This window comes from Falsiroseomonas ponticola (genome assembly GCF_016805305.1).
Classification (GTDB): domain Bacteria; phylum Pseudomonadota; class Alphaproteobacteria; order Acetobacterales; family Acetobacteraceae; genus Falsiroseomonas; species Falsiroseomonas ponticola.
The window spans coordinates 1-15,222 of record NZ_JAERQN010000016.1 but is presented as its reverse complement, the minus strand read 5'-3'; the positions used below and the strand labels follow the sequence as shown (position 1 = coordinate 15,222).

14 protein-coding genes are annotated in these 15,222 nt (G+C 71.0%); 12 read left to right on the top strand and 2 right to left on the bottom strand.

Features of this window, described 5'->3' with window-relative positions; genetic code table 11:
- Window positions 1–70 precede the first annotated feature (70 nt).
- The 9 genes from JJI54_RS29210 to JJI54_RS29170 all read left to right on the top strand — a co-directional run bounded on the left by JJI54_RS29210 (window position 71) and on the right by JJI54_RS29170 (window position 10,495).
- The gene (locus JJI54_RS29210) at window positions 71–364 is read left to right on the top strand and encodes a (2Fe-2S)-binding protein (protein ID WP_203076964.1); all 294 of its coding nucleotides are present in this window, start codon (window positions 71–73) and stop codon (window positions 362–364) included.
- Window positions 355–1,728 (top strand): FAD/NAD(P)-dependent oxidoreductase, encoded by a 1,374-nt coding sequence (locus JJI54_RS29205; RefSeq protein ID WP_203076963.1) that lies wholly within the window; start codon window positions 355–357, stop codon window positions 1,726–1,728. Before JJI54_RS29210 ends, JJI54_RS29205 begins: the two co-directional genes overlap by 10 nt.
- The gene (locus JJI54_RS29200; protein WP_203076962.1) at window positions 1,725–2,855 is read left to right on the top strand and encodes an NAD(P)/FAD-dependent oxidoreductase; all 1,131 of its coding nucleotides are present in this window, start codon (window positions 1,725–1,727) and stop codon (window positions 2,853–2,855) included. Before JJI54_RS29205 ends, JJI54_RS29200 begins: the two co-directional genes overlap by 4 nt.
- Entirely contained in the window at window positions 2,852–3,823 is a 972-nt protein-coding gene (locus JJI54_RS29195) for a Bug family tripartite tricarboxylate transporter substrate binding protein (RefSeq protein WP_203076961.1), read from the top strand. Before JJI54_RS29200 ends, JJI54_RS29195 begins: the two co-directional genes overlap by 4 nt.
- Before the next feature lie 129 nt (window positions 3,824–3,952).
- Entirely contained in the window at window positions 3,953–5,254 is a 1,302-nt protein-coding gene (gene gabT / locus JJI54_RS29190) for a 4-aminobutyrate--2-oxoglutarate transaminase (protein WP_203076960.1), read from the top strand.
- A 41-nt stretch (window positions 5,255–5,295) separates the two neighbouring features.
- Window positions 5,296–6,909, top strand: coding sequence for an ABC transporter substrate-binding protein (locus tag JJI54_RS29185; RefSeq protein WP_203076959.1), 1,614 nt, complete (start codon window positions 5,296–5,298; stop codon window positions 6,907–6,909).
- An 18-nt stretch (window positions 6,910–6,927) separates the two neighbouring features.
- Window positions 6,928–7,872 (top strand): ABC transporter permease, encoded by a 945-nt coding sequence (locus tag JJI54_RS29180; RefSeq protein WP_203076958.1) that lies wholly within the window; start codon window positions 6,928–6,930, stop codon window positions 7,870–7,872.
- Window positions 7,869–8,684 (top strand): ABC transporter permease, encoded by an 816-nt coding sequence (locus JJI54_RS29175; RefSeq protein ID WP_203076957.1) that lies wholly within the window; start codon window positions 7,869–7,871, stop codon window positions 8,682–8,684. Before JJI54_RS29180 ends, JJI54_RS29175 begins: the two co-directional genes overlap by 4 nt.
- The gene (locus JJI54_RS29170; protein WP_203076956.1) at window positions 8,681–10,495 is read left to right on the top strand and encodes an ABC transporter ATP-binding protein; all 1,815 of its coding nucleotides are present in this window, start codon (window positions 8,681–8,683) and stop codon (window positions 10,493–10,495) included. Before JJI54_RS29175 ends, JJI54_RS29170 begins: the two co-directional genes overlap by 4 nt.
- On the opposite strand, the gene JJI54_RS29165 is transcribed toward JJI54_RS29170, so the two are convergent.
- Window positions 10,476–11,753: an NAD(P)/FAD-dependent oxidoreductase gene (locus tag JJI54_RS29165; RefSeq protein ID WP_203076955.1), complete on the bottom strand. Its 1,278-nt coding sequence runs from the start codon at window positions 11,751–11,753 to the stop codon at window positions 10,476–10,478. The genes JJI54_RS29170 and JJI54_RS29165 overlap by 20 nt on opposite strands.
- A 7-nt stretch (window positions 11,754–11,760) precedes the next feature.
- Window positions 11,761–12,429, bottom strand: coding sequence for a haloacid dehalogenase type II (locus JJI54_RS29160; RefSeq protein ID WP_203076954.1), 669 nt, complete (start codon window positions 12,427–12,429; stop codon window positions 11,761–11,763).
- Between the two features lie 225 nt (window positions 12,430–12,654).
- On the opposite strand from JJI54_RS29160, the gene JJI54_RS29155 reads away from it, so the two are divergent.
- The 3 genes from JJI54_RS29155 to JJI54_RS29145 all read left to right on the top strand — a co-directional run bounded on the left by JJI54_RS29155 (window position 12,655) and on the right by JJI54_RS29145 (window position 14,998).
- Entirely contained in the window at window positions 12,655–13,509 is an 855-nt protein-coding gene (locus JJI54_RS29155) for a GNAT family N-acetyltransferase (protein WP_203076953.1), read from the top strand.
- Entirely contained in the window at window positions 13,509–14,435 is a 927-nt protein-coding gene (locus tag JJI54_RS29150) for a 2-hydroxyacid dehydrogenase (RefSeq protein WP_203076952.1), read from the top strand. The genes JJI54_RS29155 and JJI54_RS29150 overlap by 1 nt, the downstream gene beginning before the upstream one ends.
- Before the next feature lie 71 nt (window positions 14,436–14,506).
- A complete protein-coding gene (locus JJI54_RS29145) occupies window positions 14,507–14,998 on the top strand; it encodes an Lrp/AsnC family transcriptional regulator (RefSeq protein ID WP_203076951.1) in 492 nt (163 codons plus the stop codon).
- The last annotated feature ends 224 nt before the right edge of the window (window positions 14,999–15,222 follow it).

Sequence of the window (15,222 nt, the reverse complement as noted above, 5' to 3'; positions counted from 1 at the left end):
AGGGCGGCCTTATGCAACAGGGCCGATTGCCGATTGGACAGCGGGGCGCGGCCGCGCCGAGCGTGGTGGCATGACAGGATTGCTGCACCGCGTGGCGGAGGCCGACCGCCCCCCGATCCGCCTTTCCGTCGATGGGCGGGAAGTCACGGCGCTGGCCGGCGATACGCTGCTGACCGCGCTGCTGGTGGCGGGCGCCCGGCTGCGGGACAGCGAGTTCGGCGATGGCCCCCGCGCCGGCTTCTGCCTGATGGGCGCCTGCCAGGATTGCTGGGTCTGGACGGAAGCCGGTGCCAGACTGCGCGCCTGCTCCACCCCGGCGGAGGCGGGGATGCGCATCCTGACCGGTGCCGCGCCATGGCCGTGACGGGGGGCGGCGTGGTCATCGTCGGCGCCGGGCCCGCCGGCATCCGCGCCGCGGAGCGGCTGGTGGCCGCCGGCATCCGCCCGACCGTGGTGGAGGAATCCGCCCGCGATGGCGGCCAGATCTACCGCCGCCAGCCCGAAGGCTTCCGCCGCCCGCCGGAGGCGCTGTACGGCGCGGAAGCCCCCAAGGCCCGCGCGCTGCACGAAGCCGCGCAGGCCTTGCACGCCCGGGTGGATTGGCGGCCGGGGACGCTGGTCTGGGCGATCCGGGACGGCACGCTGCTGGTGAACCGCGCCGGCCAGCACGAAGCCCTGCCGTTCCGGCACCTCATCCTGGCCACCGGCGCCACCGACCGCATCATGCCCCTGCCCGGCTGGACCCTGCCGGGGGTGACGAGCCTCGGCGGCGCGCAGATCGCGCTGAAGGCGCAGGGCTGCGTGATCGGAAGGGAACCGGTGTTCCTCGGCACCGGGCCCCTCCTCTACCTCGTGGCCTGGCAATACCTGAAGGCGGGCGTGGCGGTGCGGGCGGTGCTGGATACCAGCGCCTTCGCGAAGCGCGTGCTGGCGGCGCCCTGGCTGGCCGCCCGCCCCGGCCTGCTGGCGCGCGGGCTGGCCTATACGGTCGCGCTGCAACGGGCCGGCGTCCGCATCGCCACCGGCATCACGCCGCTGGGCGTGGAAGGCGAGAGTCGCGTCGCGGCGCTGCGCTGGCGGGACGGGGCGGGGATGGAGCACCGCACCGCCTGCGACGGCATCGGCATGGGCTACGGGCTGCGGCCGGAGACGCAGCTGGCGGACCTCGCCGGTTGCGCCTTCGCCTTCGATCGCGGCGCCCGGCTCTGGCTGCCGGTGACGGATGGGGATGGGCGGTCCAGCGTGCCGGGCGTGTACCTGGCAGGCGACGGGGCGCAGATCCGCGGCGCCGATGCGGCGGAACTGGCCGGGCGGCTCGCCGCCTGCGCCGCGCTGCGCGATGCCGGCCTGGCGGTGGATGAACTGGAGATGGTCACGCTGCGCCGGCGCCTGGCGGGGATGACGCGCTTCCGCCGCGGCCTGGAGCGCGCCTTTCCCTATCCCGCGCATCTCGCCCCGGGCCTGCCCGACGAAACCCTGGTCTGCCGCTGCGAGGCCATCACCGCGGGCGCGCTGCGCCAGGCCGGCGGCGCATACGGCGCGCCGGAGGTGAACCGCGCCAAGGCCTTCAGCCGCACCGGCATGGGCCGCTGCCAGGGGCGCATGTGCGGCCCCGCGGCGGCGGAGGTGCTGGCCGCCGCCTGCGGGATCCCGGTGGCGCAGGCCGGCCGGCTGCGCGGCGCCGCCCCGGTCAAGCCGCTGCCCCTGGCGACGGAGGCCGCGCCATGAACCAGGCCGACGTCATCATCGTGGGTGGCGGGCTGATGGGCACGGCCACCGCCTTCTTCCTGCGTCAGCGCGGCCTGTCCGTGATCCTGCTGGAACGGGACCTGGTCGGCAGCCATGCCAGCGGCACGAATTTCGGCAATGTCCGCCGCCAGGGCCGCTTCCTGCCGCAACTACCGCTGGCCAACCGGTCGCGCGCCATCTGGGGCGACCTGCCCGGCATCATCGGGGAGGATGCGGAATTCCTCCCCTCCGGCCATCTCCGCATCGCCTTCCGGGAGGAGGATGAGGCAAGGCTGGTGGCGCATGCGGCGGCGGCGCGGGAATGGGGGCTCGATCTCGACCTCATCACCGGCAACGCGCTGCGCGACCGCTTTCCCTACCTCTCCCCGGCGGCGCGGATGGCATCGCATTCGCCGCTGGATGGCCACGCCAATCCGCGCCTGGCCGCCCCCGCCTTCGCCCGCGCGGCGCGGCGCGCGGGGGCGGTGGTGCATGAGGGCGCGGCGGTGCTCGGCATCGCGAAATCCGCCGGGGACTTCGTCGTGGAGACGGCGATCGGCACCTTCCGCGCGCCGCTGCTGCAGATCTCCGCCGGCGCCTGGGGCGGGCGGATGGCGGCCGCCTTCGGGGAGCCCGTGCCGATCACCCCGGCCGCGCCGCAGATGGGCGTGACGGAGCCCATGCCCTACCGCATCGCCCCGGTCATGGGCATCGCGACCACGGTGAAGGAGGAAGGCGTCTATCTCCGCCAGGTGAAGCGCGGGAACATCGTCTTCGGCGGCGGCGCGCGAAGCGAAGCCTCGCTCGACACCAGGCGCGCGCGGCTGGACCCGCTGAACACGCTGGCGCAGCTGCCGCACCTCGCGCGGCTGCTGCCGCCGATCCGCGCGCTGTCCATCATCCGGACCTGGAGCGGGGTGGAGGGCTACATGGCGGACGACATCCCGGTGATGGGGCCGAGCGGCAAGGTCCCCGGCCTGTTCTACGCCTTCGGCTTCTGCGGCCATGGCTTCCAGCTCGGCCCCGGCGTCGGCGCCACCATGGCGGAGCTGATCGCGACCGGCAGCGCCGGCATCCCCATCGAGCCCTTCCACATCAGCCGCTTCGCCCAAGGACCGCCCGCATGACGCTGCCCCCGCTCCGCCGCCGCCATCTGCTGGCCAGCCTGGCGCTCGCCAGCCCCGCCCTGGCGCAGACCGGCGCGCCCATCCGCATCATCGTGCCCTTCGGCCCCGGCAGCGGCACCGACGTCACGCTGCGGATGCTGGTGCCGCGGATGACGGAATACCTGGGCCAGCCCCTGGTGATCGAGAACCGGCCGGGCGCGGGCAGCACCATCGGCACGGATGTGGTGGCGAAGGGGCCCGCGGACGGGTCGCTCTTCGTGCATGCGACCCTCTCCTCCATCGGCATCGCGGCCGCGCTGTACCGCCGCCTGCCCTATGACCCGATCCGTGACCTGGCGCCGATCGCGGCCACGGTCTTCGTGCCGCTGGTGCTGGCCGTGACGACGAAGGATTTCGAACCCCGCACCCCCGCCGCGCTGATCGAGGCACTGCGCGCCGCACCCGATCGCTACCAGTATGGCAGCAACGGCATCGGCGCCACCGGCCACCTGGCCAGCGCCAATTTCGTCACCCGCATCGGCGCGCGGGCCGTGCATGTGCCCTATCGCAGCGGGGCGGAGACGATCACGGCGCTGGTCGCGGGCCAGATCCACTTCATGCACGACATCACCGGCCTGCTGCTGCCGCACCACCAGGCGGGCACGGTGCGCTGCCTTTTCGTCACCTCCGACGAACGCTCCCCCGTCATGCCGGATGTGCCGACGCTGCGGGAAGCCGGCGTGCCGCACTACCCCGCCTATTCCTGGTTCGGCCTGTTCGGCCCGGCCGCCACCCCGCGCCCGGTGCAGGAGAGGATGGCGGCCGCCGTGCAGCATGCGCTGGCCGATCCCGTGGTCGCCGGGCGGCTGGCGGAACTCGGCACCCCCACCATGCCGGGCTACGGCCCCGATCGCTTCGCCGCCTATGTCCGGGAGGAGACGGCGCTGTGGGGGCCGCTGGTGCGGGCCTCCGGCGCCACGGCGGACTGAACACCGCAGAATCTTCTGCGGCAGGGGGGTGGCGCGACATGCCACTTCCACTGTCCGGCCCCGAATTGAAGCGTATCGCGCCGCCGTCCCGACCCTAGGCTTCCGATATCAGGCAGGACGAAAGACCCGATGTCCGAGACGCGCGAGAGGACCGCCGCCGTGATCGAGGATCGCACGCGCCACGTGCCGCGTGGCGTGCTGACAGCGCATCCGCTGGTGCTGGACCGCGCCGAGGGCAGCGAGGTCTGGGATGTCGATGGCCGCCGCTACCTGGATTTCGTCGGCGGCATCGGGGTGCTGAACCTCGGCCACAACCATCCCCGCGTCGTGGCCGCGGTGCAGGCGCAGCTGGGCCGCATCACCCATGCCGCCTTCCAGGTCGCGGCCTATGCGCCCTATGTCGATCTCGCCCGGCGGCTCTGCGCGCTGGTCGGCGGGGGTGACGACTACAAGGCCGCCTTCTTCACCTCGGGCGCGGAGGCGGTGGAGAATGCGGTGAAGATCGCCCGCGCCCACACCAATCGCCCCGCCATCATCGCCTTCCGCGGCGGCTTCCACGGCCGCACGCTGCTGGGCACGACGCTGACGGGAATGAGCGCGCCCTACCGCCAGAATTTCGGCCCCTTCGCACCCGAAGTGTTCCACACGCCCTTCCCCAATCCCTATCGCGGCGTCGATGACGCGACGGCGTTGGCCGCCCTGGACGAAGTCTTCGCCACCGATGTGGCGCCCGAACGCGTGGCGGCGATCCTGATCGAGCCCGTTCAGGGCGATGGCGGCTTCCTCGCGGCCTCGTCTTCCTTCCTGCAGGCGCTGCAGGAAATCGCGCATCGCCACGGCATCCTCCTCATCATGGATGAGATCCAGTCGGGCTTCGGCCGCACCGGCACGCTCTTCGCCTATGAACAGGCCGGGCTGAAGCCGGACCTGGTGACGGTGGCGAAGAGCCTGGCGGGCGGGCTGCCGCTCTCCGGCGTCGTCGGGCGCGCGGCCATCATGGATGCGCCCGCGCCAGGCGGCCTCGGCGGCACCTATGGCGGCAACGCGCTGGCCTGCGCGGCCGCGCTCGGCGTGCTGGATGCCTTCGAGCAGGATGGGCTGCTGGAACGGTCCGCGGCGCTGGGTGAACGGCTGAAGGCGGGGCTGGAATCGCTGGCCCAGCGCTACCCCGTGATCGGCGATGTCCGCGGCCTCGGCTTCATGCAGGCGATCGAGATCGTGGCTGACCGCGCATCCCGCAAGCCGGATGCCACCATGGCCCAGGCCATCATCGATGCGGCGCGGGACGAAGGGCTGCTGGTCATCAAATGCGGGGTCCACCGCAACGTGATCCGCTTCCTCGCACCGCTGGTGACAACCGACGCGCAGCTCGACGAAGGCCTCGGCCTGCTCGACCGCGCGCTGGCAAGGACGACACCGCGACAGACCTAGATCGACGACAACGCCGGCGAAGGCCGGCCAAGGAGGCAGGGATGGCAAGCAACGAACTGGAACTTCTCGGACAGGCCGACCAGGCCCGCGTGCTGGATGCCGTGCGCCGGGGCGCCACGCGGCGCGACCTGCTCGGCATGCTCGGCGCCGGCGGCATGGCGGCGGCCACCGCGGGCGGCATCTTCGGCGCGGCGAAGGAAGCCGTGGCGCAGACCCCGCGGCGCGGCGGGCGCATCCGCGTCTCCGGCACTTCCACCTCCACCGCCGATACGCTGGACCCGGCGAAGCAGTCGCTCTCCACCGACTATGCCCGCTGCAACATGTTCTATGACGGGCTCACCACCTTCGACGGCAGCCTGACGCCGCGGCCCGCGCTTGCGGAAAGCTGGCAGCAGGAAGGGGCGAAGGTCTGGACCTTCAAGCTGCGCCGCGGCGTCACCTTCCATGACGGCAAGCCGCTGACGGCGGAGGACGTCGTCTTCTCCCTCAACCGGCACAAGGATCCCGCCACGGCCTCGCGGGCCCGCTCGCTCGCCATGCCGATGACGGAGATCGTGGCGACCGCGCCGGATGAGGTCCGCATCACGCTGGACAGCCCGAATGCCGACCTGCCCGTGGTGCTGGCGACCTTCCACTTCCACATCATCAAGGCCGGCACGACGGATTTCTCCACCGCCATCGGCACTGGCGCCTTCACCTGCCGCGAATTCCAGCCCGGCGTGCGGTCCATCGCGCAGCGCAACCCGAACTACTGGCAGGCCGGCAAGGGGCACCTGGACGAGGTCGAGTTCATCGGCATCCCGGATGAGCAGGCGCGCGTCAATGCGCTGCTGTCGGGCGACGTGCAGCTGATCGCGGGCGTCGATCCGCGCTCCGTCCGCCGCATCACCCAGGCCGCCGGGCATGGGGTGTTCGAGACGAAGTCGGGCTACTACACCAACCTCGTCATGCGGCTCGACATGTCGCCCGCCAGCAACCCGGACTTCGTGCTGGCCATGAAGCACATGTTCGACCGGGAGCAGATGCGCACCGCGATCCTGCGCAACTACGGCGTGGTCGGCAACGACCAGCCGATCGACCCCACCAACCGCTTCCACTTCGCCGGCCTGCCGCAGCGGCCCTTCGACCTGGATCGCGCCCGCTTCCACTTCCAGCGATCCGGCGTCGGCTCCACCTCGCTGCCGCTGGTCTGTTCGCCGGCCGCGCCGAATTCCGTGGACATGGCGCAGGTCATGCAGCAGACGGGCTCCCGCATCGGCATGAACCTGGAGGTGCGGCGCGTGCCCGCGGATGGCTACTGGTCCAACCACTGGTTCAAGCATCCGCTCGGCTTCGGCGCCATCAACCCGCGGCCTTCCGCCGACATCCTGCTGACGCTCTTCTTCAAGTCCGACGCGGCCTGGAACGAGAGCAGCTGGAAGAACCCGCAATTCGACCAGCTGCTCTCCGCCGCGCGGGCGGAGACGGATGAGGCGCGGCGGCGCCAGATGTATGCCGACATGCAGGTGATGATCCACAACGAGTCGGGCATCGGCATCCCGGTCTTCCAATCCATGCTGGACGGCCATGTCAGCCGGCTGCGGGGCCTGTCGCCGATCCCGGTCGGCAACTTGATGGGCTTCGACTTCGCCAAGCATGTCTGGCTGGAGGGCTGAGATGGCGGGGCGGTGCCCATGCTGAGGCTGGTCGCCGCCCGGCTCGGCCTCGGCATCGTCTCCCTGCTGCTGGTCTCGCTGGCGATCTTCGCCATCACGAGCCTGCTGCCGGGCGACGCGGCGGAGGAACTGCTGGGGCAGTACGCGACGCGGGAGACGGTGGCCGGGCTGCGCGCGCGGCTCGGCCTCGACCTGCCGGGCCATCTTCGCTACCTCGCCTGGCTGCAGGGCCTGGCGACCGGCGATTTCGGCCGTTCGCTGGCCAGCAACATGCCGGTCGCGCAGCTGATCGGATCGCGCCTGCCCAATTCCCTGATGCTGGCGGCGGCGACGGCGGCGGTCTCCGTGCCCCTCGCGCTCACCATCGGCATCACGGCCGCGATGTATCGTGGCAGCGCCTATGACCGCGCGGTGTCGATGTTGACGCTCTCCGTCGTCTCCGTGCCGGAGTTCCTGGTGGCCACGGCAGCCGTCATCGTCTTCGCGGTGCAGCTCCGCTGGCTCTCGGCGCTGTCCACCACGGCGGACATCACCTCCGTCGCGCAGTTCTTCCGCGTCTTCGCGCTGCCGGTCTTCGCGCTGTGCTGCGTCATCGTCGCGCAGATGGTGCGCATGACGCGCGCCGCCATCATCGACCAGCTCCGCGCACCCTATGTGGAGATGGCGGTCCTCAAGGGCGTCAGCCCGCTGCGCGTCGTGCTGCGCCATGCCCTGCCGAACGCCATCGGCCCCATCGCCAACGCCGTGGCGCTCAGCCTCTCCTACCTGCTGGGCGGCGTCATCATCGTGGAGACGATCTTCAACTACCCCGGTGTCGCCAAGCTGATGGTGGATGGCGTCGCGCAGCGCGACCTGCCGGTGGTGCAGGCCTGCGCCATGCTGTTCTGCGCCGCCTACCTGGTGCTTGTCACCACGGCCGACATCGTCGCCATCCTGTCCAACCCTCGGCTGCGACACCAATGATGCGGCGCCTCTCCCTCGCCGGGATCCTCGGCCTGCTGATCCTCGCCTTCTGGGTCGCCATGGCAGTCTTCGGCGCGGCCGTGGCGCCGCATCCCGCCGGCAAGATCGTGGACATGGAGGTCTTCCTGCCCGTCAGCGCGGAATTCCCGCTCGGCACCGACTATCTCGGCCGCGACATGCTGAGCCGCGTGCTGCATGGCACGCGCTACACGGTGGGCGTCGCGCTGGTCGCGGCGATGATCGCCAGCGGCAGCGGCCTCATGCTCGGCATGTGCGCCGCCGTCTGGGGCGGGCTGGTGGATGGCGCCATCAGCCGGGCGCTGGATACGCTGATCTCCATCCCGAGCAAGATGTTCGCCCTCGTCGTCGTCGCCGCCTTCGGCTCCTCCGTGCCCGTGCTGATCCTGATGGCCGGGATCATCTACACGCCCGGCGCCTACCGCATCGCGCGGTCGCTGGCCGTCACGGTCAATGCGCAGGATTTCGTGACGGTGGCGCGGGCACGCGGCGAGGGCACGCTCTACCTCGTGCGCGCGGAGATCCTGCCCAACATCATCGGTCCCGTGCTGGCCGATTTCGGCCTGCGCTTCGTCTACATCGTGCTGCTGCTGGCGGGGATGAGCTTCCTCGGCCTCGGCGTGCAGCCGCCCAACGCCGATTGGGGATCGCTGGTGCGGGAGAACATGGCCGGGCTGCATGAAGCCGCGCCCGCGGTGCTGATGCCCGCCTTCGCCATCGCCTCCCTCACCATCGGCGTGAACCTGGCGATCGACGTGCTCGGCGGCGGCCGGCGCGAAGGGGACGGGCATTGACCCCGCCCCTGCTGGAGGTCCGCAACCTCGAGGTCCGCGCCCGTAACGCGGCGGGGCAGGAAGTGCCGATCGTCCGCGATGCCTCCTTCACCCTGGCGAAGGGCGAGGTCCTGGCCCTGATCGGGGAAAGCGGATCGGGCAAGACAACCATCGCCCTGTCGCTTCTGGGCTACGCCAAGCCCGGCTGCCACATCGCCGGCGGCAGCATCCGGCTCGGCGGCACGGATGTCCTCGGCCTGTCGAAGTCGGCGCTGCGCGACTTCCGCGGCCGCCGCGTCTCCTACGTCGCGCAATCCGCCGCCGCCTCCTTCAACCCGTCGCTCACCATCATGGCGCAGGTGACGGAGATGGCGATGCTGCACGGCATCGGCAGCACGGCGGCGGCCGAGGCGCGCGCCGTCGCGCTGTTCCGCGCGCTCGCCCTGCCCGATCCCACCCGCATCGGCGCGCGCTACCCGCACCAGGTCTCGGGCGGCCAGCTCCAGCGGCTGATGGCGGCCATGGCCCTGATCGCGGAGCCGGAGCTGGTGGTGCTGGATGAACCCACCACCGCGCTCGACGTCACGACGCAGATCGAGGTGCTGCGCGCCTTCAAGCAGGTGGTGAAGGGCAGCGGCACCAGCGCCGTCTATGTCTCCCATGACCTCGCCGTGGTCGCGCAGATGGCCGACCGCATCCTGGTGCTGCGCAACGGGGAGATGCAGGAGATCGGGCCGACGGGCGAGATCCTGTCCGCGCCCAAGCATCCCTATACGCAAAGCCTGTTGGCCGCGGCCGCGGCCGCGCCCACGCCCCGCGGCGCCGCCGCCGCGCCCGATGCGCCACCCCTGCTGGAGGTGCGGGGCCTGACCGCCGGCTATGGCCGCGCGGATGCCGCCGGCGTCCCCGCCCTGCCCGTGCTGCGCGACATCGACTTCACCATCCGCCGCGGCTCCTCCCTCGGCGTCATCGGGGAAAGCGGCAGCGGCAAATCCACCCTGGCGCGCGTCATCGCCGGGCTGCTGCCCGCCGCGCGGGGCGCGGTGGTGCTGGATGGCACAACGCTGCCGCCGGCCCTGGCCCGCCGCACGCCGGCGCAGCTGCGCCGCATCCAACTGGTGTTCCAGAGCGCGGATACCGCGCTGAACCCGCGCAGTTCCGTCGCCGCCATTCTCGGCCGGCCGATCGCCTTCTTCCACGGCGTGAAGGGCGCGGCGGCCGATGCGCGGGTGAAGCGGCTGCTGGACCTGGTGCAACTGCCCGCTTCCGTCGCCGGCCGGCAACCCGGCGAATTGTCAGGCGGCCAGAAGCAGCGCGTGAACCTGGCCCGCGCGCTGGCGGCGGAGCCCGACCTCATCCTGTGCGACGAGGTGACCTCGGCGCTCGATACCGTCGTCGGCGCCGCGATCCTCGACCTGATGGATGGGCTGCGGCGCGACCTCGGCCTCTCCACCATGTTCATCAGCCACGACCTGCACACGGTCCGCAGCGTCTGCGACGAGGTGATGGTGCTCTATGCCGGCGAAAGGGTGGAAGCCGGCAGCCGCCGCGCCATCCAGGAAGCGCCGTGGCATCCCTACACCAACCTGCTGATCTCCTCCGTGCCGGAGTTGCGCCAGGGCTGGCTGGAACGTCGCGGCAGCGTGCGCGGGCCGGACGTGACCATCGGCGCCCGGCCGGCCTGCGCCTTCTTCCCGCGCTGCGGCCTGGCGATGCCCGGCCTCTGCGACGTCACGCCCCCGCCGCGCCGCGCCCTCGGCAAGGGGGCCGAGATCCTCTGCCACCGCGACGAGGCGGCGCTGATGCAGGCCGCTATTCCAGCCGGTCCTTGAGCCCGTAATAGGCGCCGACGAGCGGCAGGAACCAGGGCGTGCCGTAGTTGAAGCGGATCGCCTTCCAGTCCAGCCGCGCCAGCGGGTTCGCACCGGCCTCGCCCGCCATCACGCGCGCCATCTGCTGGCCGAGATGCACCGACATCTGCGCGCCATGGCCCGACAGGCCCATGGCGTAGAACAGCCCCTCATGCTCCCCCGCGCGGGGCAGGCGATCCTCCGTCATGTCCACCAGCCCGCCCCAGCAATAATCCAGGCGGACGCCGCGCATCTGCGGGAAGGTGGCGTCGAGTTGCGCCCGCAGCACGTCGCCGCTCTTCGCATCCTCGGTGGGGTTGGACATGGCGAAGCGCGCGCGGCCGCCCCAGATCAGCCGGCTGTCGGGGCTGATGCGGAAGTAGTTGCCGATATACTTGCTGGTGGTCGCCGTGCGCCGCGTCGGCATGATGCTGTCGATCTCCGCCGGCGAAAGCGGTTCCGTCACCACGATGAAGCTACCGACCGGCACAAGGCGGCGGCGGAACCAGGCGAAGGGACCCTCGCGGCTGGGCCCCGTCGCCACCAGCACCTGCGCGGCCTCGATCGTGCCCTTCGGCGTCACCACGCGATGCGCATGGCCATGCAGGCGCGTCAGCGCGGTGACGGGCGCATTCTCCACGATGCGCGCGCCGGCGCGGGATGCCGCATCGGCCAGCCCCGCCCCGAAGCGGCCCATATGCATCATGGCGCTCTTGCGATAGAGCAGCCCGCCGAAGAAGGCATCGGATCCGATCTCGTCGCGGATGCGCTCCCGCGGCACCAGTTCGGTATCGGGATCGCAGTCGCGGTTCAGGATCTCGAAGCTGCGGGCCAGCTTCTCGTAATGCGCGGGCTTGGCGGCCAGCTTGATCTTGCCGGCGCGGCGGAAGTCGCACTGGATCTGCTCCTCCCGCACGATCCGCTCCACCGTGTCCACCGCCGCATCGAAGGCATGGTACAGCGCGCGGGCGTGGTCCGGCCCCAGCGTTGCGGCCAGGCCCGCATAGTCATGCGCCGTGCCGTTGTTGACATGCCCGCCATTGCGGCCGGAGGCACCGGCCGCGACCTTGCCGGCTTCCAGCACGGTGACGGAAGCCCCGCGCCGCGCCAGCGCGAGCGCGGCGGAAAGCCCCGTGAATCCCGCCCCCACCACGACGACGTCGGCACGCCCTTCCACCGGCCCCGGCACGGCGCCGGCGAAGGGCTTCGCGGTATCCAGCCAGTAGGAGGCAAGCTTCATCGCGCCCTCACACGCCGATCAGCTGGGCCAGGCCCTCGATCGTCGTCGCCTGGTGGGCGCCGTAATAGGGGATCTCCGGCTCATAGCCGCGATTGACGAAGAGCGTGTTCGCCACCCCCAGCCCATAGGCCGGGATGATGTCGTAGCGATAGCTGGCGGAGACATGCAGCACATCCTGCGGCCCGCAGCCCAGCATGTCGAACATGTATTCGAAGGCCTGCATGCGTGGCTTGTAGGCCTGCGCCTGCTGCGCGGTGAAGACCTTGTGGAAGGGCGCCTGCAGCAGCGCGACGTTCGACATGATCTGGTCGTCGGAGGCGTTGGACAGGATCACCAGCGGCACCTTCGCCGCCACGCGCTTCAGCGGCTCCGGCACATCGGCATGCGGGCCCCATGTCGGCACCGCCTCGTACAGCGCCTGGCCATCCTCCTCCCGGAACTTGATGCCATGCTTGCGGCAGGTGCGTTCCAGCGACGCCTTCAGCACATCGACATAGGGCGCCCAGGCGCCCAGCACCTGGTCGAAGCGATACCAGGTGAAGTCGCGCAGGAATGCCGGCATCAGCCCTTCCGGCACGCGGTCCGCCATCAGCCGTTTCGTCACCTCTCCCACCTGGAACCAGGTGAGGGTGCCGTAGCAGTCGAAGGTCACGTATTTCGGCCGGAGATTCGTCATGGCCTGCGCTCCCGCATCGAGTGGCCCTGCATGCTAGGCGCCGTCACGGCGCAGGGAAGGTGTTGCACGGGGCGGCCCGGCGCAGATCCTGCTGTTTCGCGGCGCGGGCGCGGCAGCCGCTGCGTGGCGGGAATCGCGAAGTGGAAAATGCCTGAAAGCGCCCGAACTTCGGAAGCCCATGCTTCGCGCCCCGGTCCACCCTGCCGTGGCGGATGGAGGGTCAGGATGAAGGCGCAGGCCGATACACAGCCGATCATGCGCGCGCTGCTGCCAGCGGATCTGGAGGCCGCGCAAGCGCTTTCCGCCGCCGTGCGCTGGCCGCACCGGACGGAGGACTGGCACTTCGCGCTCGGCATCGGCCAGGGCATCGCGCTGGAATCCGCGCGCCAGCTGGTCGGCACCGCCATCACCTGGTCCTTCGGCCGGGAATGGGGAACGCTCGGCATGGTCATCGTGGCGCCGGCGCATCAGGGGCGGGGGCTGGGGCGGCGGCTGATGGAAGCCTGCATCGCGCAGCTCGGCCCGCGCAGCATCCAGCTGCACGCGACGCCGGAAGGGGAGCCGCTGTACCGCAGCCTGGGCTTCGCCCGCACCGGCGCCATCCGCCAGCACCAGGGCGCCGCCTTCAGCGTCGGCTTCCAGGCGCCCCGCCCGGGCGAGCGCCTGCGTCCCGCCGGGCGCGCGGACCTCTCCGTACTCGCGGCGCTGGACACCGCCGCCTGCGGCATGGCGCGCGCGCCGATGCTGGCCGCGCTGCTGGGCGATGCGGAAGCCATCGTGCTGGACCGCGGCGGCCTGGCCTGCGGCTACGCCATGCTGCGCCGCTTCGGCCGCGGCAAGGTCATCGGCCCCGTGGTGGCGCCGGATGAGGAAGCGGCGCGGCTGCTGGTCGCGCATTGGCTGGGCCAGCGGCAGGGCGAATTCCTCCGCATCGACGTGACCGATGACAGCGGCCTCTCCCCCTGGCTCCAGGCGGCCGGGCTGCCGGAGGTGGATGTGGTGACGCGCATGGTCCGCGGCACGCCATCCACGCCCGCCGCGGTACGCTCCTTCGCCCTGGCCAGCCAGGCGCTGGGCTGATGGCGCTGGTCTACAAGGCGGACCCGGTCCGCGGCGCCGAATGGGGCCGCATCCTGGCGCGCAAGCGCCCCGGCCTCGCCTTCCATGTCTGGCCGGAGACCGGCGATCCCGAGGCGGTCCGCTACCTCGCGGCCTGGCTGCCGCCGCCTGACCTCGCAACGCGTTTCCCGAAGCTGGAGGTGGTGTTCTCCGTCGGCGCGGGGGTGGACCAGTTCGACCTCTCGGCGCTGCCGCCGCATCTGCCCCTGGTTCGCATGGTGGAACCCGGGATCATCGGCGGCATGGTGGAATACGTCACCATGGCCGTCCTGGCGCTGCATCGGGACATGCCGGCCTATCTGGGACAGCAGCGGGCGGAGCGGTGGCAGCCCATCCGCGTCCATCCGGCATCGCGCCGCCGTGTCGGCATCCTCGGCCTCGGGGAATTGTCGCGCGCGGTGCTCGCGGCGCTCGCCCCCTTCGGCTTCCAGCTCTCCGCCTGGAGCCGCTCGGCGCGGGCGGTCCCGGGCGTGGAGACCCATGCCGGCGCGGCGGCGCTGCCGGGCTTCCTCGCGGGCTGCGACATCCTGGTCTGCCTGCTGCCGCTGACGGCGGAAACGCGGGGAATCCTGGACCGCGACCTGCTCGCGCAGCTGCCGCGCGGCGCCTGCCTGGTGAACACCGGCCGGGGCGGCCACCTGGTGCAGCAGGATCTGCTGGCGGCGCTCGATTCCGGGCAGCTCTCCGCCGCCATCCTGGACGTGGCGGAGCCCGAGCCCCTGCCGCCCGGACACCCGTTCTGGACCCATCCGCGCCTCTGGCTGACGCCGCATGTCGCCAGCATGACCCAGCCGGAAACCGCGGTTGACGCGGTGCTCGACAATATCGACCGGCATGCGCGCGGGGAGCCTATGCTGGGCCTGGTGGACCGCGCCCGCGGCTACTGAGGGCCCTTGCCGCTTGTCATCCACCCACGGTGGAATCTACCGTGGCCGCAACACAGGGGGCTGGCAACACGATGGACAACGGGCTCCCGAAGCTCGACCGGATCGACCTGCGCATTCTCGTCCACCTCCAGAAGAATGCGCGGGTAACCAATGTTGAACTGGCGGATGCCGTGGGCCTTTCCGCCAGCCCCTGCCTGGTGCGCGTGAAGCGGCTGGAGAAGGCGGGCTACATCACCGGCTATGGCGCCGACATACAGTTGCGCAAGCTGGGGGAGACCACCTCCATCTTTACCGAGGTGACGCTGGCCGACCACCGCATGCAGGACTTCTCCCGCTTCGAGAACGCGATCCGCGGCGTGGACGAGATCCTGGAATGCCACCTCGTCTCCGGCGGCTACGACTACATGCTGAAGTTCCTCACGCGCGGCATCCAGCACTACCAGGAGATCATCGAGAGCCTGCTGGCCCGCAACATCGGCATCGAGAAATACTTCTCCTACGTCGTCATCAAATCCGTCTTCGTGAAACGCCACTACCCGCTGGAGAAGTTCTTCGAGGAGTGAGAGACCGTTTGAAAACACCGGACGGGTCGGTTCCGCGGGTCTTTTCCTCCCCTGCGGCGTTGCCGGACTTGCCGATGCAACCAGCATCGGCCGCGTCCGGCGCCTAGAGCGTGATCGTCATAGACGGAATCGGATTGGGGATTCCGGCTTGGGCTGATTTCTGATTCAAGCTGCTGGCTGGGCGGAGGCCAGCAGCCCATGACGAGAGCGTTGTCGACTGATCT

What these genes read in the sequence shown, in the direction of transcription:
- JJI54_RS29210 (WP_203076964.1), top strand. Translation starts at nt 71, where the DNA reads ATGACAGGATTGCTGCACCGCGTGGCGGAGGCCGACCGCCCCCCGATC.
- JJI54_RS29205 (WP_203076963.1), top strand. Translation starts at nt 355, where the DNA reads ATGGCCGTGACGGGGGGCGGCGTGGTCATCGTCGGCGCCGGGCCCGCC.
- JJI54_RS29200 (WP_203076962.1), top strand. Translation starts at nt 1,725, where the DNA reads ATGAACCAGGCCGACGTCATCATCGTGGGTGGCGGGCTGATGGGCACG.
- JJI54_RS29195 (WP_203076961.1), top strand. Translation starts at nt 2,852, where the DNA reads ATGACGCTGCCCCCGCTCCGCCGCCGCCATCTGCTGGCCAGCCTGGCG.
- gabT (WP_203076960.1), top strand. Translation starts at nt 3,953, where the DNA reads ATGTCCGAGACGCGCGAGAGGACCGCCGCCGTGATCGAGGATCGCACG.
- JJI54_RS29185 (WP_203076959.1), top strand. Translation starts at nt 5,296, where the DNA reads ATGGCAAGCAACGAACTGGAACTTCTCGGACAGGCCGACCAGGCCCGC.
- JJI54_RS29180 (WP_203076958.1), top strand. Translation starts at nt 6,928, where the DNA reads ATGCTGAGGCTGGTCGCCGCCCGGCTCGGCCTCGGCATCGTCTCCCTG.
- JJI54_RS29175 (WP_203076957.1), top strand. Translation starts at nt 7,869, where the DNA reads ATGATGCGGCGCCTCTCCCTCGCCGGGATCCTCGGCCTGCTGATCCTC.
- JJI54_RS29165 (WP_203076955.1), bottom strand. Translation starts at nt 11,753, where the DNA reads ATGAAGCTTGCCTCCTACTGGCTGGATACCGCGAAGCCCTTCGCCGGC.
- JJI54_RS29160 (WP_203076954.1), bottom strand. Translation starts at nt 12,429, where the DNA reads ATGACGAATCTCCGGCCGAAATACGTGACCTTCGACTGCTACGGCACC.
- JJI54_RS29155 (WP_203076953.1), top strand. Translation starts at nt 12,655, where the DNA reads ATGAAGGCGCAGGCCGATACACAGCCGATCATGCGCGCGCTGCTGCCA.
- JJI54_RS29150 (WP_203076952.1), top strand. Translation starts at nt 13,509, where the DNA reads ATGGCGCTGGTCTACAAGGCGGACCCGGTCCGCGGCGCCGAATGGGGC.
- JJI54_RS29145 (WP_203076951.1), top strand. Translation starts at nt 14,507, where the DNA reads ATGGACAACGGGCTCCCGAAGCTCGACCGGATCGACCTGCGCATTCTC.